Annotated in this window: 19 protein-coding genes and 3 pseudogenes; 9 read left to right on the top strand and 13 right to left on the bottom strand. The window is 68.2% G+C overall.

Annotated features, from left to right (window positions below; translation table 11 throughout):
* The first annotated feature begins 43 nt into the window (after positions 1-43).
* Both AB0D53_RS20440 and AB0D53_RS20435 read left to right on the top strand, forming a co-directional pair.
* Complete coding sequence (locus AB0D53_RS20440; protein WP_362448441.1) at positions 44-331, top strand: hypothetical protein; 288 nt, start codon at positions 44-46, stop codon at positions 329-331.
* 438 nt (positions 332-769) lie between these two features.
* Entirely contained in the window at positions 770-1,060 is a 291-nt protein-coding gene (locus AB0D53_RS20435; protein WP_362448438.1) for a hypothetical protein, read from the top strand.
* Between the two features lie 638 nt (positions 1,061-1,698).
* Here AB0D53_RS20435 and AB0D53_RS20430 read toward each other — a convergent pair.
* From AB0D53_RS20430 to AB0D53_RS20405, 6 genes are all read right to left on the bottom strand, one after another.
* Complete coding sequence (locus AB0D53_RS20430; RefSeq protein WP_362448435.1) at positions 1,699-2,718, bottom strand: alpha/beta hydrolase fold domain-containing protein; 1,020 nt, start codon at positions 2,716-2,718, stop codon at positions 1,699-1,701.
* Positions 2,715-3,044 carry a hypothetical protein gene (locus AB0D53_RS20425; protein WP_362448432.1) on the bottom strand — a complete coding sequence of 110 codons (330 nt, stop codon included), beginning with the start codon at positions 3,042-3,044 and terminating at the stop codon, positions 2,715-2,717. Before AB0D53_RS20425 ends, AB0D53_RS20430 begins: the two co-directional genes overlap by 4 nt.
* A gap of 50 nt (positions 3,045-3,094) precedes the next feature.
* Positions 3,095-4,702, bottom strand: a complete 1,608-nt coding sequence (locus tag AB0D53_RS20420; protein ID WP_362448429.1) for an ABC-F family ATP-binding cassette domain-containing protein — start codon at positions 4,700-4,702, stop codon at positions 3,095-3,097.
* A 28-nt stretch (positions 4,703-4,730) separates the two neighbouring features.
* On the bottom strand, positions 4,731-5,813 hold the full coding sequence (locus tag AB0D53_RS20415; protein WP_362448426.1) for a radical SAM protein: 1,083 nt from the start codon (positions 5,811-5,813) through the stop codon (positions 4,731-4,733).
* A gap of 29 nt (positions 5,814-5,842) precedes the next feature.
* Complete coding sequence (gene rpmF, locus AB0D53_RS20410; protein WP_362448423.1) at positions 5,843-6,028, bottom strand: 50S ribosomal protein L32; 186 nt, start codon at positions 6,026-6,028, stop codon at positions 5,843-5,845.
* A gap of 1,233 nt (positions 6,029-7,261) precedes the next feature.
* Positions 7,262-8,470, bottom strand: coding sequence for a cytochrome P450 (locus AB0D53_RS20405; protein ID WP_362448420.1), 1,209 nt, complete (start codon positions 8,468-8,470; stop codon positions 7,262-7,264).
* A gap of 272 nt (positions 8,471-8,742) precedes the next feature.
* Between AB0D53_RS20405 and AB0D53_RS20400 the strand changes: the two genes are divergently transcribed.
* The gene (locus AB0D53_RS20400; RefSeq protein WP_362448417.1) at positions 8,743-8,904 is read left to right on the top strand and encodes a helix-turn-helix domain-containing protein; all 162 of its coding nucleotides are present in this window, start codon (positions 8,743-8,745) and stop codon (positions 8,902-8,904) included.
* 990 nt (positions 8,905-9,894) lie between these two features.
* Here AB0D53_RS20400 and AB0D53_RS20395 read toward each other — a convergent pair.
* The 3 genes from AB0D53_RS20395 to AB0D53_RS20385 form a co-directional block, all read right to left on the bottom strand.
* Positions 9,895-11,037, bottom strand: a complete 1,143-nt coding sequence (locus AB0D53_RS20395; protein ID WP_362448414.1) for a glycoside hydrolase family 3 N-terminal domain-containing protein — start codon at positions 11,035-11,037, stop codon at positions 9,895-9,897.
* 152 nt (positions 11,038-11,189) lie between these two features.
* Entirely contained in the window at positions 11,190-12,008 is an 819-nt protein-coding gene (locus tag AB0D53_RS20390; protein ID WP_362448411.1) for a GH25 family lysozyme, read from the bottom strand.
* Between the two features lie 1,944 nt (positions 12,009-13,952).
* Positions 13,953-14,426, bottom strand: a complete 474-nt coding sequence (locus AB0D53_RS20385) for a DUF2000 domain-containing protein (RefSeq protein ID WP_362448407.1) — start codon at positions 14,424-14,426, stop codon at positions 13,953-13,955.
* 49 nt (positions 14,427-14,475) lie between these two features.
* Here AB0D53_RS20385 and AB0D53_RS20380 point away from each other — a divergent pair, with 49 nt between their 5' ends.
* Both AB0D53_RS20380 and AB0D53_RS20375 read left to right on the top strand, forming a co-directional pair.
* Positions 14,476-15,279, top strand: coding sequence for an AraC family transcriptional regulator (locus tag AB0D53_RS20380; RefSeq protein ID WP_362448404.1), 804 nt, complete (start codon positions 14,476-14,478; stop codon positions 15,277-15,279).
* A 286-nt stretch (positions 15,280-15,565) separates the two neighbouring features.
* Positions 15,566-15,838 (top strand): DUF6225 family protein, encoded by a 273-nt coding sequence (locus AB0D53_RS20375; protein ID WP_362448401.1) that lies wholly within the window; start codon positions 15,566-15,568, stop codon positions 15,836-15,838.
* 607 nt (positions 15,839-16,445) lie between these two features.
* Here the strand turns inward: AB0D53_RS20375 and AB0D53_RS20370 are convergent.
* Positions 16,446-17,303 carry a hypothetical protein gene (locus AB0D53_RS20370; RefSeq protein WP_362448398.1) on the bottom strand — a complete coding sequence of 286 codons (858 nt, stop codon included), beginning with the start codon at positions 17,301-17,303 and terminating at the stop codon, positions 16,446-16,448.
* A 496-nt stretch (positions 17,304-17,799) separates the two neighbouring features.
* Between AB0D53_RS20370 and AB0D53_RS20365 the strand changes: the two genes are divergently transcribed.
* Positions 17,800-18,378 carry a hypothetical protein gene (locus AB0D53_RS20365; protein ID WP_362448395.1) on the top strand — a complete coding sequence of 193 codons (579 nt, stop codon included), beginning with the start codon at positions 17,800-17,802 and terminating at the stop codon, positions 18,376-18,378.
* A gap of 107 nt (positions 18,379-18,485) precedes the next feature.
* On the opposite strand, the pseudogene AB0D53_RS20360 reads toward AB0D53_RS20365, so the two are convergent.
* Positions 18,486-18,660 (bottom strand): annotated as a pseudogene (locus AB0D53_RS20360) (cation transporter); the annotation flags it as partial.
* Positions 18,647-18,914 (bottom strand): annotated as a pseudogene (locus AB0D53_RS20355) (transcriptional regulator); the annotation flags it as partial. The pseudogenes AB0D53_RS20360 and AB0D53_RS20355, both read right to left, overlap by 14 nt.
* A 48-nt stretch (positions 18,915-18,962) precedes the next feature.
* Here AB0D53_RS20355 and AB0D53_RS20350 point away from each other — a divergent pair.
* Both AB0D53_RS20350 and AB0D53_RS20345 read left to right on the top strand, forming a co-directional pair.
* Positions 18,963-19,277 carry a DUF3703 domain-containing protein gene (locus tag AB0D53_RS20350; protein ID WP_362448392.1) on the top strand — a complete coding sequence of 105 codons (315 nt, stop codon included), beginning with the start codon at positions 18,963-18,965 and terminating at the stop codon, positions 19,275-19,277.
* Between the two features lie 153 nt (positions 19,278-19,430).
* The gene (locus tag AB0D53_RS20345) at positions 19,431-19,706 is read left to right on the top strand and encodes a hypothetical protein (RefSeq protein ID WP_362448775.1); all 276 of its coding nucleotides are present in this window, start codon (positions 19,431-19,433) and stop codon (positions 19,704-19,706) included.
* A 503-nt stretch (positions 19,707-20,209) separates the two neighbouring features.
* Here the strand turns inward: AB0D53_RS20345 and AB0D53_RS20340 are convergent.
* Positions 20,210-20,356, bottom strand: a pseudogene (locus AB0D53_RS20340) (muconolactone Delta-isomerase family protein); the annotation flags it as partial.
* A 103-nt stretch (positions 20,357-20,459) separates the two neighbouring features.
* Here AB0D53_RS20340 and AB0D53_RS20335 point away from each other — a divergent pair.
* Positions 20,460-21,176 carry an SDR family oxidoreductase gene (locus AB0D53_RS20335; RefSeq protein ID WP_362448389.1) on the top strand — a complete coding sequence of 239 codons (717 nt, stop codon included), beginning with the start codon at positions 20,460-20,462 and terminating at the stop codon, positions 21,174-21,176.
* Positions 21,177-21,178: the final 2 nt, after the last annotated feature.

Raw genomic sequence — 21,178 nt, 5'->3', positions numbered from 1 at the left:
GAGGAAATGGTGACGTTGGACGCCTGCAAACATCCTCGGAGCCTTGGGGGTGCACGACACGGACACCACCGCGGCACCGGCCGGTCCCCGCGTGCGCAGCCGCCGGAAGGACACCGACGACCAGGACCAGGAGCACGACGGCGGGGACGTCCTGGGGACGGCGGCGGGGCGGGGGCGGAGTCCGGGTGAACGCGGCTGGGACGCCTGGCGGTTCTACCGAAGGGGCATACGGCACAACCCTGTCGAGGCGCCGTGGAGGGAAGCCGGCCCCGACCGCCTCACCGTCCGCCGGGACGTCCATCTGCACCTGCTCGCACCACGACCACCCTGACAGGCCCCGACCGGGGCGAAGGTGGGCCCACGCGCGTCACGCGTGGGCCCACCTTCGCCGGTTTCCGGGATCAGCTCGGCTGGCCCCCGGCGTACTGATGGATCCCGCCTGCCGACTTGACGTGCCACACCGTCCTGTCGGCCGCCACGCCCAACGAGATCGTGGGAAACCCTCGCATGAGCCTGTGCCACGTCACGGCGCACGCCATCGGTGATGAGCGGCGCCGAGGCCCAGGCGTCCACACCGACAAGACACATCAATGCCGCCGCACCCGGTGGTGGGACAGCGGTCGGGACATGTCCGGGACAGGCCGAAGCCCTGGTCACTCCCAGCGGTGAGCGTCCAAAGTGAGCTGCAGCCGGAGAGGCTACAGCGGAACAACCGACGTCCACTGATGTGTTCAGGGTTGTTCCGTGCCGTCAGAAGGAGGATCTCACCATGCGTAAACGCACTGCCGTTCTTGGTGCCTTCGGCACCGTCGCTGTCGCCCTGTCCATCTCGACCAGCGCCCAGGCCGCCGCCTGGACACCCACAGAGGCCACCAAGTACGCCAACATCCGAGAGTGCTACCGCGCCACTTGCGCGTCGACGGGCGTCATCTTCCCGGAGATGCCCGTCTGGTGGTCGCACTACGCATACAACGATGCGGGCAACAAGTGGTACTACGTCAGAAATGACAACGGCAATACAGGCTGGGTGTACTGCGAGAACATCACCGCAGGCTGTTGAGGACCAGCCGTTGACTGCGTGACGGCCTACCGGTCGCACTGGGCGGCCGTCCACACAGCCTTCGCGCACCCGGCGACAGCGGGATCACCGGAGGAGCTTCGTGCACGCCAGGTCCGGGAGAAGTACCCGCCGAGGTGAGTCCCCGGGTCGGGCGGCTCCGGGACTCCTTTGCGCACCAGCAGCGTCCGACGCTGAAAACCCTGGCGACTTGTCGCCCGGCAGGACGCCTCTACGACGCGCCGGTCGCAAAGGGGTACCCGGCTCGCGATATCGCCCCCAGTGACTCAGGAACTGGTGGGGTCCGGGCGGGCCAGCGGAGTACCAAGCCCGGAACTGAATGGGCGAGGGCGCAGGCGGAGCCCGGGAGGTGTACCCGGCCCGGCTGGAGGAGTTCATCGTCCGATGCGGCCGGACGCGCCAGGGCTCGACGGGGAGGACGACGGCAGTGGCGACTGGGTGGGCAGGCGGGTGCCGCCCACCCGGTGGCCACTCGGACGCGATCCCGTGCGCGGCTTCCACACCTTCGACCAGATCGCGCCGGACGCCGCTGTCTCATGGGAAGCTGGGGAGGCCCGCGTCCGCCCGGCTCTGCCGCGTCCTCACACGCTGGCCCCATCCGCGAAATGGACAGTGGCGGGTCAAGACGCTTCGCGGACCTCTCGGCTCAGCAGACGGCAGAGCCAACGGAAGCGGGTCCGGCGGGCGTCTCGGGAGAGTTCGGCGTGCGGCGCCAGTTGGTCGAAGCCGTGGAAGCCGCCTGACCAGACGTGCAGTTCGGCATCTCCGCCGGCGTGCCAGATGCGCGTCGCGTACTGGATGCACTCGTCACGAAGGGTCTCTGCGGCACCGGCGTCGACATAGGCCGGCGGCAACTGGGACAGGTCCGCCGCGCGGGCGGCCGCGGCGTAATACGAGACCTGCGAGCTTTCCCGTTCCTTGCCGAGAAGAGCGGTCCAGCTCAGGTTGTTGGCACGGCGGTCCCACACGCCCAGTCCGGTCATCTGACGTGCTGACGGACTGTCGTTACGGTCGTCGAGCATGGGGCACATCAGCAGCTGGCCAAGAATGCCGGGCCCCTTTCGGTCGCGCGCCATCAGGGCCAGAACAGCAGCGAGGCCCCCGCCGGCGCTGCCACCGACGGCGATGACACGTTTGCTGTCCACGCCGAGTGTGCCGGCATGGCGGGCGAGCCACAGCAACCCGGCGTAACAGTCCTCGATCGCCGCTGGGTACGGGTGCTCAGGTGCCAGCCGATAGCCTACGGATACGACCGCCAGCTCGAGGGGCTCAGCCCACTCGTGGAGGATCGTCTGCATTCCGGTGCGGTTGGTTCCACCGATCATGCCTCCGCCGTGCATGTGGTAGATGACCGGTGCTTGTCGGCATAGGCCTGTGGGGCGTGCGAAGAGAAGTGAGACGTCCGGCGCGCCGTCCGGACCGGGGGCGAGGAACTCTTGGATCTCGAACCTGCCGTGGTCGCGGAGCTCCTTGAGTGAAGGGTCTGTCGTGGTGAGTTGCGCACGCCACCGGGGGATGTCGTCAGCCGACGCCGGCGCGTTCTCCGGGGGCGCGCCCAGCTTCTCCAACTCCGCTTCGAGTTCGGGGGCGAAGGGCACGGGTGGGGCCGTGAGCTGCGTCTGATTTCGGTTGCTGTTCATACGTCTTTCGTCCTCTCGATGTGTTCGCCGAAAGTCTTGGAACAGAATGGATATTTCCGTGATCTGGGTACGAGGTACGACGTCGTGGCTGAAGAATGGTCGATCAGCCGGCTGCCACAGAGGGTGTTGATGCCGAGCACCGCCGGGTCACCCGGCCGTATCCGACATTCACCGAACTCGCTGCGGAAGACGGCGGAGCTCTCGCAGGTGAAGACCTGGCGCACCCAGCCGTACGCCACGGGCGCCACGACACCGGTGAGCGTGTGATGGCACGCATGGATCGGCGTGTGGACAACGGCGTGCGAAGGAGGAGGCTGGTCAATCATGTGAGGACCTGCCTCCTGGCTCGCTTGTCGTAGTGCCCGATCCAGGACGGTCAAATGCCCAGGCCCCGGCGCTGATGCATCCGCCCGTTCCCGTCGAGCTCGATGACGGTGTCGACACCGATCCGTTCGAGGAACGCGAAGTCGTGGCTGACGATGAGGAGCGCGCCGCGGTACGCGTCGAGGGCTTCGGCGAGTTGCTCGACGCTGGCGATGTCGAGATTGTTGGTCGGCTCGTCAAGGATCAGCATCTCGGCAGGCGGTGCGGCCAGGAGGAGCCGGGCGAGCGAGACCCGGAATCGCTCCCCGCCGGAGAGTGTGCGGACGGGGCGGTCCACGCTGTCACCGCGAAGGAGCAACCGGGCCAGCTGATTGCGAATGGTGCCGGCCGGCGTGCCCGGGGCGACAGCCTGCACGTTCTCCATCGCGTTGGCGTCATCATCGAGCCCATCGAGGCGTTGCGGGAGGAAACCGACGAGTTCGGTGGCAAGGCGCCCTTGCGGTCGCCTCGGAATCGGCTCGACACGCTGAACGAGCTGCTCGATCAGGGTCGACTTCCCGGCACCGTTCGCGCCGACGAGCGCCACCCGTTCCGGGCCCTGGATCACGACGGTTCGGCCCTCGTCCTCCAGTTCCGCCAGCCGTCGTCCGCGTGGGACGTCCGGGTCGGGCAGGACGAGATGGATGTGCTCCTCGTCGCGGACGCGTGCGTCCGCGACATCGACGGCTGCCTGCGCGGCTTGGACCTTGTCATCGAGAGTGGAGCGCAGTGAACCTGCGGATGCCTGAGCCTTGCTGGCGCGGTTGCCGGCGAGGATCTTCGGGATGCCGCCGTCCTTCTGGGTCTTCTTCCCTGTCCGCTCACGGCGCGCCAGCTTCGTCTCCGCCTCGATGCGTTGCCGCTTCTCGACCTTGAGCGCCTGCTGAGCTGAGCGTGCGGCCTGCGCTGCGGCCGCCTGTTCCTGCTCCTGGTGCTCCTTCCATGCGCTGTACGGGCCACCGAACGTGGCCAGAGTGCCGCCGTAGAGCTCGGTGGTGTTGTCCATGTGCTCCAGCAGTTCGAGATCGTGGCTCACGACGACGAGCGTCTCGGGCCACTGGTCGACGAACTCGGCAAGTTTGGCCCGCGTGGCGCGGTCGAGGTTGTTGGTGGGCTCGTCGAGCAGCGTGATGGGGGTGCGACGGATACGCAGCCCGGTGATCGCGATGAGCATTCCCTCCCCGCCGGAGACCTCGGCCACGCGGCGGCCGAGGTCTGCGGCGGAGAACCCGATCTGATGCAGCGCTTCGTCGGCACGAGACTCGATGTCCCAGTCGTCACCGATCGCATCGAAGTAGCGCTGGTCGACTTCACCGGACTCGATCGCCTTCATTGCGTCGAGGACCCCTTGGATGCCGAGCAGCTCGGCGATGGTGGTGTCCTGCCGCAGTGTGAGCGTCTGCGGCAGGTAGCCGACCTCGCCCACGGTGTCGATCTGCCCGGCAGTCGGTTGCAGGTCACCGGCGATGAGCCGGAACAGGGTGGACTTGCCGGCGCCGTTGCGGCCGACAAGCCCGGTTCTGCCGGCAGTGAAGGTGCCGTTGACACCGGCGAGCGCGACGGTGCCGTCGGGCCACTCGAAGGTCAGATCGCGCAGTGTGATAGCGGACTTCGTGGACATGGGCAGTGCTTCTCTCTTCTCTCGCCCGTCAGCCAACGGGTGTGACGGGGATCAGTTCCGTGTCGACCGGGGCGGCCCCCGGGGAAGGCATGGCGAAATACCTCGCGTGCAATTGCCCGCAGGCGGCGTCGATACCCGTGCCGAACTGGCGCCTTCTGGTCGTGTGCACGCCGCGCGCGGTGAGCCCGCGCACGAACTCGTCCACGCGGGTCGAGGACGGTGCGCGATACTCCGGCGCTGCGCCGACCGCCTCGTTGTAGCGGATGACGCTGACGTGGAACAGCTCGGGCCTGGAGCGCTGGTGGACCAGCTCGGCTAGGGCGGCACGGTGGTCGTCGCTGTCGTTGACGCCGGCAATGAGCAGATAGGCCAGATAGACCTTGCGACGACTGATGGCAGCGTGTCTGTCGAGGATGTCGAGGCTCTGTGCGAGCGGGAACGTCTCCTCGAGCGGGATGATCCGCGCCCGCTCCTGCGGAAACGGCGAGTGCACCGAGAGCGTGATCGTCACCTGGGGGTGCTCGTCCACGAGGCGTGCGAGATTCGGTGCGAACCCGACCGTGGAGACCGTGACCCGTCGCGCGGACATGCCGGCATAGGCGGCATCGGTCAGCAGCGTCAGCGCGTCGAACACATGCGGGTTGGCGAGCGTCTCACCCATGCCCATGAACGCGACGCTGGCCGGCCTCGACAGGCCCGCGCGCGTCCAACGTGGATGCATCACCTGTGCGACGATCTCGTCCGCCGTGAGGTTGCGGATCAGGCCGACCGCTCCCGTGGCACAGAAGGTACAGCCCAGACCGCATCCGGCCTGCGACGAGATACACATGGAGTCCCATCCGGCTCGATAGTGCGAGACGACGGTCTCGATCCGCGCTCCGCTGTCCGATGCGAACAGCACCTTCTCGACCTGCTCGTCGCATTGCACCTCCAGCGCAGTCAGCGGGTGCAGCCGCGGCCCGAACCGCTCCGCGAGGTCGCCGCGAAGGCGCGCCGGGAGGGCGTGGACATCGGCGAAAGTCTCGGCCGTCGAGCTCTGCCACGCGGTGATGAGCTGGTGAAACCGGAATGCGGGCATGCCCGTTTGCGCGAGGTGATCGCGAATGCGCATCCAACGGCTTCTTGCGGTGAGGACGGTGTTCATGCGTCACCACCCGTAGGAGGCAAGACCTCACGCCCCCGGTAGAAGCCGCAGTACTGGCAGGCGTGATACGGGGGCGTGGCCTTGCCACAAGCGGGATCCGTGCAGATGGCGCGCGCCGGACCGCCGGTCTTCCAGTGCGCTCGGCAATGACGTGTGCGCGAGCGCGAGGTGCGATGTTGCATGGCAATGCCCTTCGTGAACGGGTTGTGTGAGCCAGCGGAACTGGCAGGACAACCGACCACGGGGCCGTGTGTCGATGCGGCGAGGGGTGCGAGCGGAACTGGCAAAGAGCCACGCTCCTGCGGCATGGGGGCCGCAACCCGAATTCCGGGCAGGAGGAGGTTGCATACATGGCAGGTCGTAGTCGCGCGTTCGCAGTCATGCACTCGGGACCAAGTTCGGTGCGATGCGAACGTGCCGGAGGGATTCACACTGCGGTGTCAACACCCGGAAAGGCGGACTCACACGCGTGCGTCGAGAAACGATCGTTCACTAATGTGGACAACGCCCACACGAGTGAAAGCCACCGGCAGTTCGGTGGCTAGAACCTGTCTACTTCAATCAGTCCCATATCAGTGATCCTATCAGCCTTGCGTTGCCGGTCACTACGCAGTCGTATACGTCGATGACATGCACAGCAGCCAGTGGTCCGGGCCGGCCTCGGCTTCGCCCCTGGCAACAGCCCTTGCTTCTGGCCGCGTCGGCCGCCGCGCGGCACACCGGGAACATGATCCCGCACGCGAGCATCCCGGCGTTCGGATGAGTGGTCACGCGGGTGAGAACGGCGCGATTCACCTACAAAGCCCCCTAGTTACCGGCTGGACGTGACGGCGGACTTGTTCACCCCGGACGCCCTGTACCAGGCTGGATACCCTGTGGTGAGGTGTTGGTCTCCCGCACACCGACGTCCGCCCTGCAGGGCTTCGTGGCCCGAACAGCTTCCCGGCCCCTCGGGGGCACGGCTCCTGGGCGGCGTGCTCCAGCTCGCCAACGCGGTTGAGGAGGCCAGGGTTTGGTGACAGTACGCGGCTGGCGCCGAGGACTTCGCCGCCGCGTACCGCCTGTACCTACGCCCCCTTGCCCTCGGTGAAACCGAGGCGGCCGCGTGCTGGTAGCAGCAGACCGGACTCGACATTCGCCGCGGTGACATTGCATGAGCCGGACCGCTTGGTGCCGATGATGCTCCCGAAGCGGGCGCATCCTGCGGCAAGGACGTCGGTACGGTTCAGGATGCTCCGCCAGCCGTCGCACAGGATCTCCCCGCCACGACCTACGGCTCGGTCGGCACCAGAGGGCGCGCCGCGACGGAGATCGAGGCAATGTCCTCCATTCGCGCGCGGAACGGGTCACGGCGAAGCGCCCCGGTCACCCGGCCGGCGGCGGGCATCGTCACCCGTTGATCCGTACGAAACCGCTCAGGCTCCGGCCGCAGTGAACGGCAGGGACCCGTACCGTCGTACGTAGTTGCCGTCGGCGAAGGTGCCCGCTGCTGCGTCGACCTCGAAGTCCGGGAAGCGGGCCAGGAGTTCCTCCAGGGCTGTTCGGGAGACCAGGCGGGCCGCCGAGGCGCCCAGGCAGTGGTGCGGGCCGTGGGTGAAGGCGAGGTGCTGGGGGCCCTCTCGGGTGAGGTCCGGGTGGTGGGCGGTGGGGCCGTAGGCCCGTGGGTCGCGGTTGGCTGCGGCGTAGAGGAGGAGTACCTTGCGGCCGGCAGGGACGGTTCGGCCGTGGAGGGTGGTGTCTTCGGTGACAGTGCGGGCCAGGCACTGGACCGGGGAGGTCAGCCGGAGGAATTCCTCGGTGGCGGACGGGAGCAGAGCGGGGGTGTCCAGGAGAGCGCGGCGTTGGCCGGGGTGGGCGGTGAGGAGTTCGGCGGCGCCGCCGAGCAGGCCTGTGGTGGTGTCGTTGCCGCCGGCGACCATGGTGAAGGCGAAGCCGAGGATGCGCAGCAGGGTGCCAATGTCGTCGGACGGCATCAGGCCGACCAGGTCGGAGACGGTATCGTCGGCGGGTTTGGTGCGGCGGTGTTCGATGAGCTCGGTGAAGTAGCCGAACAGGCTGGTGACGGCTTCGGCGGCGGTGAGCGGGTCGCCCAGTGCGTTGGCCTCGACGATGGCGTGGGTCCAGCCGTCGAAGTGGGCGCGGTCGTGTTCGGGGACGCCGAGATAGCGGCCTACTACGTAGCTGGGCAGCGGTTTGAAGAGTTCGGCGATGATGTCGCAGCTGCCGCCGAGATCGGCGATGCGGTCCAGGCGGGCGCGGACGAAGGCACGGACATCCGGCTCGATGGCGGCGACCCGGCGCGGGGTGTAGCCGCGTGTGATCAGCCGGCGGAAAGCAGTGTGTTCGGGCGGGTCCAGCATCACCATCGGGGCGGCGTCAGTGATGCCGAGGCGTTCGCGCTCGCCGTAGGTGATGGTCAGGCCGTCCGCGGAGGAGTAGCGATCGGTGTCGCGGGCGGCTGCGAGCACGTCCGCGTAGCGGGAGAGGACCCAGTAGTCGCCGTCGGCGACGTGGTGGAGCGGGTGCGCGTCGCGCAGTGTCGCGTACATCTCCCACGGCGAGCGCCAGCTCTCGCCGGAGCACGGGGCGAACGGGGCGAACGGGGCCTGATGAGATGCGGTCATGCCGGGAGGGTGGGGGTGGCGCCCGTAAGAGTCAATGGCACCTGTGGAGCGACGCCCCGGACGGATCTACCGGCCGGGGCCGAGCGATGGGGCCCGGAGGCGAGCGCACGCTGACGTGGGACCGCCGGGGCTGGAGCTGGCCGTCTGCCGCTGCCGCTGCCGCTGCCGCAGGGAATCACGACGGCGAGCTGCTTCCTCACAAAGGGGAGGAACCCGTCGATGTCCCGCAAGTATCCGGACCGCAAGCCGATGCCTGGTCTCGAACGCGGCAGGTGGCCGCCGAGCTGAAGGCGAGGTTCGAGGCGGGTGCCTCCATCCGGTCGCTCGCCGAGGACACCGGCCGCTCGTACGGCGGCGTGCACCGGCAGTCGGCCGACGCCGAAGTGGCCTTCCGCTCGCACGGCGACGCAACGCGCGGGGATGCGGCTTCATGATCCCGCTGCCGCCGCACCACACCAAAGGCGGCGTCCTGGTCGCCCTACAGGCTCCGGGGGGGGCGAGGGATCTTTCGGACCATGGGGCGGCACGGCCCCGGGGCGGACCTGGAGGGGCATGGCGACGGCAGCATCGGCCGGACATCGTCACGCCGCCGGGCCGGTCCAGGCTCGCTGACCCCGGCCGGGCCCGCTGACCGGGGTTACCGGTTCTGTTGAAGCTTGAGCATCTCGAAGAAGACCGAGGTCGCTTCCTGGCTGACCAGCTCCAGGAGTTCAGCCAAGTCTGGAGCTGCGGCACGCTGCCCGCAGCAGTGGCCTGTAGGCCACCAGCCCGCGCCGGGCGAAGGCCGGGACAGCGAACGCGGGACGCACAACCTAGTTGTCCAGGTACGGGCACAGGGGCCGTACGCCGAGCGTGTCGGCGTACGGGGCCCAGCCGCGGGCGGAAACGGACCCGGCACAAGGTCGACCGGCTCAGCCGCTTCCTCGCCGTCCTGCTGCTCAACATGCCCGCCGTCTGCACCCACGCCACCGCCCTGGCCCTCGAAACCCCGCAGAACACCCACGTTCAGGCGCCTACGAACAGATCTGCACGGGCCGGATCAGGAAGCAGGGTCCGGTGCGTGCGATCGCAAGGCTGAGAAGTGAGCCGCCAGGGTGGCGAGCGTGCGTGCCGGACCCCGCGAGCCCGGCGTGATCCAAACAAAGGCCCCTGAGTGCGCGGTGGTCACAGAGGCCGCTTCAAGAGCGGCACCTACCAAGTTCTGTCGCAGGCGTCCAGCTTCCTGACGGGCGCGGCGAGGGTGGCCGACGCAAGGATCGCGACGGAGTACAGGTCGGCCATCGACACGGTCGACGCGCAGCGCCGAATCACCCAAGAGGCGGCCGTGCCGCCCATGCCCTGTGACGGCCTCCGGAGACCTCACACGTGCGTGGGGTAGGAGCCGGTCGCCAAGGGTTCCTGACCAGCGTGAATGTCGTGCCTGGTCAGGACAGGCCGACACGAAGGGCATTGACGCGCCCGGCCCCCGTGTCGAAGGCGGTTCCGTCGAGCGTGCCTGCCGTCAGGGCCTCGCTCAGTGCGGCCACCGCGTCCTCCCCCTGGGCGGCGTCGCGGGCCGAGCACAGAATCAGGTCCATGCCGGCCGCGGCGGCCAGCACGGCACGTTCTCCCGTGCTGCCATAGGCCCGAAGAGCCCCGGCCTCCAAGGCGTCGGTGACCGTCACGCCCGAGAATCCGAGCCGGTTCCGCAGTTCGCCGACCACGGTCGGGGACAAGCCTGCGGGCCGGTCGGCGTCCAACGCCCGGTAAACGGCCCAGGACAGCATGACCAGCTTGGTCCCGGCAGCGATCGCCGCTCGGTACGGCACCTCGTCGACGCTGCGCAGCGTCGACGCGGACGCGGTGAGTGTGACGGGGCCCAGGTCGGTGTTCTGGTTCGCGGAGGCGGGGCCGAGGCCGGGGAAGTGCTTGGCGGTGGCCGCCACCCCGGCGTCCTGCTGCGCGGTGATGAAGGCCGCGCCGCAGGTGCCGACCGTCTCCTGGTCCTTGCTGTACGACCGCTCGTACTGGTCGGTGAAGTCGCCGCCCGTGCGGTACACGTCGAGCACCGGCGCGAGGTTGACGTTCATACCGACGCCCGCGAGGTTCATGCCCGCGCCGCTGCCGGTGAATTCCGCCTGTGCCTCCGGGTCCGTGGAGGCACCGACGTCCTTCGCGGACATCACGGGCTCGCCGGGCAGACGGCGCACCATGCCACCTTCCTGGTCGGTCATCAGGAGCAGCGGGGCCTTCACGGGTGCGGAGGCGTTCGCCTCGTTCATCGTCTGGATGACGCCCTCGATCTGGCTCAGGCTCTTGATGTTCTCCGCGAAGAAGATCACCCCGGCCGTACGGCCCTCCCTGATCGCGTCCATCAGCCGGGCCGGAGGCGTGAGTCCCGGGTAGGAGTGGATGACGGACTGCCCAGCGCGCTGTGCCGGGGTCAGGGCGGGCAAGCGGGAGCGCGACCTCTCGGGAATGCGCACGGCCGCGTCCGTACTGCCCGCCAGCCCAAGCCCGGCGGCCAAGGCCGCCGTTCCGGCGAGCAGGGCGCCGCGCCTGCTGAGGGGCTGCGGTGTCGAACTCATGACTTGCTCCTTCGTGAACTGTCATTGTGCCCGGGCGGGACATCGACCGGGACTCCGGGCCGGAGCAGACCAGTTGGCCTGCTCCGACTCGCAGTTCCGATCGCGCCGGGGTCACGAACCCCGTGGGTGGTCACCGTTGCCGGCACCCGCTGTCACGGGGTGTTGTTGGCGAGCGCCAGCAGACGGGAGCGGTCGCCGCTGAAGCGGTCGCGGTCGACGTTCCCGGAGATGCCGCTCACCGAACCGGTGGACGTGTACTGCCAGACGGTCCAGAACGGGAAGCCCTGCGGGATGCTGGGGCTGCCCGCGGAGGTCCAGTGGGCCACCCACAGCGGGCTCCTGGAGGACATGCCGGTCCAGCCGCCGGTGCAGGAGTTCCACCAGCTCGGGCTGGTGTAGATCACTACGTCGCGACCGGTGCGGGCCTTGTACGTGTTGTAGAAGTCGAGGATCCAGGACTGCATCGCCGCGGGTGTCTTGCCGTAGCAACTGCCCTCGATGTCCATCACGCCGGGAAGGGTCAGATTGTCGCGGGACCAGGCGCCACCGTTGCTGGCGAAGAAGTTCGCCTGCGCCGCACCTCCGGAGACGTCGGGTCGCGCGAAGTGGTACGCGCCCCTGATCACACCGGCGTTGTAGGCGCCCAGGTAGTTGGCGCTGAACGTGGGGTCCTTGTACGAGGTGCCCTCGGTCGCCTTCATCCAGGCGAACTCGATGCCCGCGCTGCGGACCGCGCCCCAGTTGATGCTGCCCTGCCAGCTGGAGACATCCACGCCCACGGGGTTCGCCAGGAGGTTCGCATCCGGCGTCGCGTCACCGTGCAACTGCCGGGTGTCCGGCTTGAAGTCCTTACTGTCCTGGACGTAGCCCACGCCCATGTAACCCTTGCCCGGCGGTACGGCGCCGTCCGACGGCAGCGGCGCCGAGGAGGCGGTGCCCGACATCAGGCTGAGGATCAGTGCGGCACTCATGCCGACAACACCGGCCGCAGCGAGTCTTGGCTGTGCGGATGTGGGGGAAAGACTACGAGGGAACAAGGCTTCCTCCTGCTTGGTGGGGGGAGATGCAGTGGTACCGAGCGGTCCTTCGGTGCGGTGGATCTCAGCGCGCCGGGTGTGAGAGCGGCGCGGCAACAGAGAGACCGGCGTGCGTCCGGTCAGGAGGAATCGGCCGCACGCTTCCCACAGAGGGATCTACGCGTAGTCGATTGACGCGGACACGACATAGTGAGCCACAGGAGCACGCGTGCGGTAAACAGTTTTCCGGTTCATTAGTGGCCTAGACCAATCCGCACTCCGGTGAGCTGCAGAAACGGATCGATAGCGCACGAACTTTTTTCAAGTGGCGGCATTCGCACAGGAGGTGACATCGGACCAGGTCGGATCGCTCCGCTGCCGTGGACGCGGTTTCCTTGGGGGGCGCAATGCTCAGGACCTGTGGATCGGCCTCGGGTTGGATGCGAAGGGCGCACCTTCCCGAGTGATCGACTTCTGGTCATCGAGTGGGCTGCCGTTGGACCGCCGGCCGGGAAGGCACGCCCATGCCGAGCGGAGTGAATGCCGATGGAACGACCGCGGCCGGCTCCTTGAGCGACGGCATCGTCCACGAGGGCACGAGAAAGCGAGGCCAGTGCCGGCTGCCGCTCCGACGAGGACCGGCACCTGCACCCTCCCGGTGGCCGGCCGCACCGCGCCCCGCCCCGCCCCGCCCCGCCCCGCCCCGCCCCGCCCCGCCCCGCCGGGGCAACGAAATCGCGCCGGAGCTGGAAACCCGGCAATCCGTCGCGCGTCGGCCGGGTTCATTCGACGGTCCGCTTGCCCTACGGTTGATCTCGAAGGTTCGCTGGCACTTGCAGTGACTGACACTGCGTTGGTGACCCAAGGAAAGGCGCCCCGTTTCCCGTGGGGAAGTGCAGGTGCAAGGCCTGTCCCAGTACTCCCCCACGAAGCTTTCCGGGTCCCGAACCGAAAGCCTGGAGCCGGGCGATCGTTCACTCGACGATGCGCCCATGGCCACCGAGAAGCCGGAGCCACGCGGGACTCCCGGCGGGCGACCACCGGTTTGACACCCGCGGCCCAGACGAGGCCGCGGCACTCGTCGTGGTCGTAACCGCATTCGCCCAGCGCGATGTCAGGCCGTCGGCGCGGTCGTCCCACGAGTCCCGGGAGTGGTGGGATTGTCGCGGGCAAGGGCAAACCGGGCGCCGTCCTTGCGGTTTCCGCCTGTCGGGAGAAGTCCGTACCCGCCATCCCGCCCTGGAGTGCTTTGTCGGAGCCCTCGTTGATCAGATACAGCTCGGTCCCGACCGGCACGGATGTGAAGTCGACGATCACATCGGCGCGCTCGGCGAGAGCGAACGACGCGCTGTCTCGTGACCACGTACATCCTCCATCGATCGCGGGGACCATCAGGTGACGCAGCTTGCAGGTCCGCGCGCTGCCGGCATTGCTCCACGGGACATATCAGGTGACCAGCGCGTGAACGTGCACTGGGTACCCGACCGGCCCGGAACTGCGCGCCTCAGGCCCCGGAATGTTGTCCGGGAAACACCCCCGCGCTAGGGGAACCGGCCGGAGCCCCCCACCGGGCCGGGCCCTGGGCACGTCGGCTCGGCAGGCAGGGTGCTGCCGCTCATCGGAGGAGGCCGGCCGGGCCGTAAGGTTCGGCGGCCGCGATCCGCTCGGGCCCGGCAGCGCGATCACGATGTGGACGGTCGAATGCGATGTGGCCGCGTCGGCTGTCGGCGACAGCCGCGACGCTCGGCTCGCCACCGTCCTCGTCCTGGCCCCGCCCGATTCCACCGGGCACGGTCTGGGCCAAGGACGGGGTGACGTGTACGCCCCTCGGTCCCGGCCCGGGCCGATCGACAGCAGTCGGTGCAGCACACAAGATCCTCTGCTGCGAGGTCGCGTTGCTCAGGGGTGCATCCGCGCGCCCTTGAGGACCTTGTCCACCCCGTTGCGCGGCCCGTAGACGGCCATCCCCACCAGATCGAGCTGGTCCGTGCCCACGGCCCGTACAGCTGCCCGGTTGTCTCGGTCGTTGCCCGTGGCGAACAGATCCGAGGTGAATACGGCGCTCGGCAGCAAGCGGGACAGAGCACGACCGTGCGCGGTGGTCAGCGTCTCCTTCGTCCCCTCGAAGACCAACACGGGCTGGCGGAACATCGGCAGATAAGCGGTGCCGTCGGCGTCCGCGTACGGCTCACCGATCACCTCGGGCGCGGCCGTGCCGATCCCGCTGACCACGAAGGCGGTCACATTCAGGCGCTGCCAGGGCTCCAGGTCCTCGCGCAGCAGTACGGCAATTTTCGTGTCGAAGCGGACAGGCACACTTGCAGCGCCTGAGCCGGTCTCGGTCTCGGTCTCGGTCTCGGTCTCGGTTCTCATGATTTGAGACTCCAGGATGCAGGCGTTCTCCGTCTTGTACGTTCTTTGCGTGATACCCCGGCAGGAAATCTCCGCCTGGCGCCCGCCGGTCACGGGCGTCGTGGAGGTCTTCCACGCCCGCTTCACCGAGCACGCGTACCCCATGCACGTCCACGATGCCTGGACCCTGCTGATCGTCGACGACGGCGCGGTCCGCTACGACCTGGACCGCCGCGAGCGCGGCACGCCGAGCGGCACCGTCAGCCTGCTCCCGCCGCAGATCCCGCACAACGGCTCACCCGCCACTGCTCACGGCTTCCGCAAGCGCGTGCTCTACCTCGATATGACACAACTCGACGAGCGCTTCATCGGGCCGGCGGTGGACAGCCCGGACCTCACCGATCCCGTCCTGCGCAGACGCGTCGGGCAGCTCCACGCAGCCCTCGCCAACCGAGGAGACGAGTTCGAGGCGGAGAGCCGTCTGGCCCTCATCAGCCAGCGCCTGCGCGCGCACCTTCGCCCCATGCCGGCCGTCCCCGGCGCGGCGCCCGACCGCGGTGTCGCCCAGGACCTGCGTGACCTTCTCGACGAGCGACTGATCGAAGGCATCACCCTGGAAGAGGCCGCACGCCTGGTTCACGCCCACCCAGCACATCTCGTACGCGCCTTCAGCGCCGCCTTCGGCATTGCACCCCACCAGTACGTGACGTCCCGCCGCGTCGACCGGGCCCGCCGCCTGCTGCTCGACGGACAACCACCGCGAGAGGTGGCAACCGCCGCCGGCTTCTACGACCAATCCCACCTCACCCGGCACTTCAAGCGCGTCGTGGGCACAACCCCGGGCCGGTACGCCCATACCGGGGCAGTCAACTGAGCACGGACCAAAGCTCGCCTCGGCTCGTGGAGTCCGGCGAAGATGTACTCAGCAGCGTCATGCCTGCGTGATTGTTGCTCACTTCGGCCGCCTGGGAACGCTGACACCGTTCCTGTCGGCCGATGAGCCGTACGCCCGAACAGACGTGGCAGGCCATCACCTGGCCGCGCCGAACTGCTGATCCACCACGGTTCTTCACCCGGCAATGTGCTCCAGAGCGGTGCTCCGGCCCGGGCGCAGTCGTGTCTCCACTGGAGAACGCGGCCCGGTCCAGCACGCTGTGCCCATGACCGATGTCTTCGAGCACACCCCGCAGGTCTGGAGCGCCGCGCAGCTTCGCGACGCGCTCAAGAACCTGCCCGATGACGCGCCCATCCACATCGGCGTGGCGGACGATCCTGGCGACTTCGAGGGATACCGGGACTTCGTCCTCGTGGGCGCACATCAGGTGGAGAACTGGTGGCCGGCCACTTCCACGTCGCCGGAACGTACCGAGACAGCGGAGGCACTGACGCTGTTCGCGGACTGGGAGGCGGGCGCGTACGACCGGCTGGACTGAACAGTCCCCATCAAGCTACGGTGCCCGGCCCATGCTCGGAACTGCTCCAAGGAACCGAGACGTCCCTGCGCGGCACAGTTACATCACTCTGCAGGCGGCCCTTGAGAGGGCGTTCCTCCCCGACCGGGCCGTCGACGCCGTGCCTTCGTGCTGGCTCGATGCCCGTGTGGCTGACCCACCGGTCACGCGGCGCCTCGCCCGGGGTGCGGGGGCAGGTGGGGGTTCAGCGGAGCCATACCGGTGGCCGCGTACAGCTCGGCTTCCAGTAACAGGCTCGCCCGCCACGTGCCTGGCGACCGCAGCCGCATGTGCCACCGCCCAGTCCACGGCTCTCCAGTCCATCGCATCCACCGCGCGTACCCACCGCGAACGGAACGTTCTCCGCGAACCGCAGGAACGCCGCATGCCGATCCGCCCGGTTGCCCAGGTCGACGTCGCCCCGCTGCATGGTACGAATCGTCTTCGGCCGTGCCGCGTGGACGGCTGCCAGGGCGACGATGAGCCGGATATCTGGGGTAGTGGCCATGGCGATGGCTTCGCCGCAGTGGCCAACTACGATGCTCAGCTCAATGCAGGTACTGCGCACCAGCCGATGCGCCTGCCCTTCTCACCGGGTAAGCACGTACCAGTCGGGTGAATCCGGATCTCCGTACTCGTAGTTCAGTTTGAGGTGGCCAGCCGTGCCGCCCAGTGTCCACTGACCCGGCCAGCAATCGCCGACATCGACGTTGACGCTCTGCAGCCAGGGGTTGTCGTCCGATGCGAACCTCCACGTGCCGGAGCCTTCACATCGCTCGTCCGACGAGCCCACTGCACTGCCGTCGCCCCAGGTACTGGTGGCGACCGCACGCCCCTCTGTGTCCAGTCGCAGCGTGCCGCCATGCCCGTCGTTCCATGTGCCGGCCAGGTCCGATGCGTGGACCGGGGGTGGTGAGTACTCCTCCACCAGCCCGGTTCCATAGGCCAAAGACCCCACGGCGACCACGGTGACCGCCGACAGCAGGCCGATCCCGATAACCGTCCTGTACGGGCGTCCACGGGTGAGGGCCCAGCGAGTCAGCAGCGCCGCCGTGCCGGACAACCACATCCGCAGCCAGGCCCCCGGTCCGCCACCTGTCACCGCCGGCCACAGCGCCACCGCGGCCGCCCAACAACTGGCCACCATCAAAATCCGCCACTTCACGTACCGACCGGCACACCACCGCCCCGCCCACACGGCGGCCGACAACGTCGGCAACACCCCGAACATCGTGCCCACCAGCGACGCGGGAAGACCGAAGCAGAGCAGGAAAGGAAACACCAACAGCGTGATGCCGGGGCCCTCACTGCGCATCGGAGACTCCCCTGCCATCTCCACGAAGCCCACGATCTCCAAGGCCGTCGGAGCCATCATCAGCACCGCCGCCATCGAAACAGTGATCGCCCGCGGCTCCCACAGACCGTGAGGGCTCTTCAGTTCCTTCACGTGTAGCCTCGGCGACCGCTTCTTCCTGCCGTTCACGTACTCTTCACCCCCACCCGCCCCACCCGACGCCATGTTCCCATGGGCCACGGTCTGCAATTACCGACCTCCGAGCTCCGAGGCTTCGGAGTTCGGTTACCAGCGCATCGATACCCGCCGTCGTCGGCAGAGGGTTCAAGGCCACGCCCGACACCTTTGGGCGAGCCCCCCTTACGAAGGGCTCACCCGGTTCTGTGGAAGAACCTAGGGCTGGTGCGTCGATTCGGTCAGATGAACTGCTCGCGTTGACCCGATCAGAACACCTGACATTCCCAGCACCTCGGTGGAAGCGGGCAGGTCCACGATCGAGCCGATCCGGGCCGGCCCCGGCTTGCGGTCGGTCTGCGGCCGGCAGGGGGAGCAATTGTCAATAGTTGTGTCTTCCGGATAGCGCATGCTGGCGGCCGTATCTCGGGGCGCTCGAAGAGGCCCCTCCTCAAGTCCCCGTTATGCTCAACGGATGAGAGGGCCCTACCCGGTTGAACTGCCGGAGACGTTCGTCACCGGGCGAGATGATCGCTGGTGCGGGCGGTTCCGGTTGCGATTTCCGCAGGTGTCGCCGTGGCCTGACCAGCATCGGACGTTCACTCAAGTGCGCGCCGGGTGGCGGTCCCTGGTCGAGGAGACACTCTCGGTACTGACCGCCGAGGTGCCTGGGCAGGTCTGGCCCGTCCATCTGCTCAACCAGGGGGTCCACGGGAGAGGATGGGAGTTCGATCTGGGCCCGCCGGAAGCGGACTACCTCTGCTGGGAGATGCTGTCGGACGTCTGTTACATCGATATTCGCAACCTTCACCGCCTCATCGAGCTGCTGGCCCCAGCTGTGGAGGACGCACATTTCTTCGTCTACTCGATGGGCGATGGGCTCGACCGGTGGGTCGATGAAGTCCGAATCTGCGACGGGCATAGCAGCCTTGCCAGGTGGAACGTCTTGGGCGAGGCCTGGGCTGATTTTCCTACGCTGTGCACGGAACTCGCCGACAGTCGCGCTGGGGACGAGACCCTCGGTCGCTTCGTCACCTTGCTGAGCGATCGGTGAGCCCAGCCACGAATCCGATCACACTGCGGTGCACTCCATGCGTTCGATGAGGACGCCGTTCTCGAACCTGGCGCAGGAGCGGACGAGCGCGACAAGGTGGACTCCGGCGAGCGCGCGCCGAGTTCACGTCCGGCTCGGCGCTGGGCGGCGGCCAGGAACGGCGTGATCGCCAGCGACAGGGCGGCGATGACGAGGGCGTCCGCGCCCTCGCCGGTCCCGGCCAGGGCACGGACAGCATCGGCGGGGACATCACGCGGCGAGCGCGGAAAAGGAGACGCTTACGCAGGTTGTCGAGCGCGTGGCCAAGGCGCTCGTCCGCAAGCTCGTACCGGGTGCGGCGGCCGTCGGAAGCGATGACGACCAACCCGCAGTCGCGCAGGCAGGCCGGGCGGTTCGACAGCCGGGTGCGGAGATCCTGAGGATGTCGGCGGAGGAGGCGGGGCATCACGCAGGGCGAGCAAGATGCGGCAACGGATCAGGTCGGCCAGCGCCCGGCCGAAGCGGATCAGGGCATCGCGATCGATGGAGAGACTCAGCGTGGACACCACGACACACAGATAGTTGAATTCAGAAAATCCTGAACCATGGAGCCTTGCCGCACGCTGCCGCAGCCCCGTGCCCGCTGCCAGTGCGCCGAGCGCGCGCTCATCCTGTCCCAGCCCTGGCCCGGCCACCGCACCCGTACCCGCACCCACTCGGTCGTGCTCCCCCTCGCCGTACGCGAGGGAGACCTCCGTGAAGCCCTCGGCCAGCTCGTGCGCCTGGCGGTGGCCGCTCCCGGCTCGGCAGCCGGGAGCGACCGAGCGGCAACACCGGCCGCCGTCCCCGTCGGGCTGACCACCCCCATGCCGATCCCCGCCGACCTGGCGGCGCAACTGCGGGCAGCCGGTATCCCCTGACGCCATAGCCATCCTCACAAGGCATCGCTTCCCTGACGGACGGGCCCGTTCACGCGCTGGGCAGGGATTCCGCGTCCTCTGCGACGAGGCCCGCGCTGACGCACACTGGAAAGGCATACAGGCGCCTGATGGCCGAGGAAGGTGACCGGCGTGATGTGGTACGACGGCGGCTGGAGCTGGGGTGGCTGGCTCATCATGACCGCGATCATGGTGCTGTTCTGGGGCCTGGTCATCGCCGGTCTCATCGCACTCCTCCATTACCTCGCCACCACCCGCCGCAGCCACCAGGCAGGGCCGCCGCCCCCGTCGGCTGAGTGGGGGCGGCCAAGCAGACGAGCCGAGGACCTGCTCGCCGAGCGGTTCGCCCGCGGGGAGATCGACGAGGACGAGTACAAACGGCGACTGGCTCTACTGCGGGAGCACCAGTGAGTGCGAACCGCCGTCGCCACACAAGTTCGGCAAGACCGACTACCGCGAGCGTCGCGCGGTCGAGTGCGGAATCAACCGCCTCAAGCGCTACCGGGCCGTAGCAGTGAGGCACCACAAGCTCGCCGTTCGCTACGAGGCAACCGTGCTGGCCGCAGTCCTCAACGAATGGTGGTGAGCGGCATGTGACCACATCTCAAGCCCGTACGGCTGTGACCACGGCGTGGCCTGCTGCAGCGGCCCGCCTGTAGAACCCCAGATGGTTTCTGTGATGGGCGAGGAACTCTGCCTGACCTGCGCCTCCTTTTAACCGTGGCCGCCGAGCTTGGCACTGGCAACGTTCCAGAGCTCGTCCAGGACGCCTTCCGGCGCCCGCGCACCGTGTGTCGTCGAAATCGACCTCTGCGGGTAGCCACGCGTACGGGGCTGCACCCGGACTTGACCGGCCGAGTCGACGCTGCCCCTGTAGGCACGCTTCCTTTCCTCCACCGGAAGGTGAACGACTTTCACGACGGGTGGCCGGGGTCGTTCGGATGGGATTCCAGCGCGGTCACGGTGAGAGTCATCCACGGGTGCAGCGGGAGGCTTCCGAGGACCTTCTCGCGGAGTTCGGCCTCGTCGGCGGCGCACCAGACGCCGATGCTTCGCTGTTCTGCCTGCCGTCGAGGAGTCGACCGGCGGCCCGTGCCGAGGTCGAGAGACCCCCATCCGCGCCGAGTGCGCACGTGTGCTCGGCCGCCCCCTCGGAGGTATGCCATGGGCATGCAGGAGCAGCAGAAGGTCGCCGTGATCACCGGAGCCTCGCAGGGCATCGGCGCCGGTCTGGTCGACGCGTACCGCAGGCTCGGCCACGCCGTCGTCGCCACCTCGCGCGCCATCGCCCCCGCCCACGACGGGGGCGTGATGACCGTCGCGGGTGACATCGCAGACCCTGCCACCGCCGAACGCATCGTCTCCGGCGCCATCGAACGTTTCGGCCGGATCGACACGCTCGTCAACAACGCCGGCCTCTTCGTCGCCAAGCCGTTCACCGATTACACCCCTGCGGACTACGCCGCGCTGACCGGCGTGAACCTGACCGGCTTCTTCCGCCTCACCCAGCTCGCCGTCGGCCAGATGCTCGCCCAGGGCGGCGGGCACATCGTCACCATCACCACCAGCCTGGTCGACAACGCGGACGCCAGGGTCCCGTCCGTGCTCGCTTCGCTGACCAAGGGCGGCCTGCAGTCCGCCACCAAGTCCCTCGCCATCGAATACGCCACCCGCGGTATCCGCGCCAATGCCGTCTCCCCGGGCACCATCCGTACGCCGATGCACGCCGAGGAGAGCCACTCCTTCCTCGCCGGCCTGCACCCCGTCGGCCGCATGGGCGAGATCGGCGACATCGTCGACGCCGTCCTCTATCTGGAGAACGCACCGTTCGTGACCGGAGAGATCCTCCACGTCGACGGCGGCATGAGCGCCGGCCACTGACC

The sequence above is a fragment of the Streptomyces sp. NPDC048295 genome (assembly GCF_040652135.1).
Taxonomy (GTDB): Bacteria; Actinomycetota; Actinomycetes; order Streptomycetales; family Streptomycetaceae; genus Streptomyces.
This window is presented reverse-complemented; position numbering and strand designations above follow the sequence as displayed.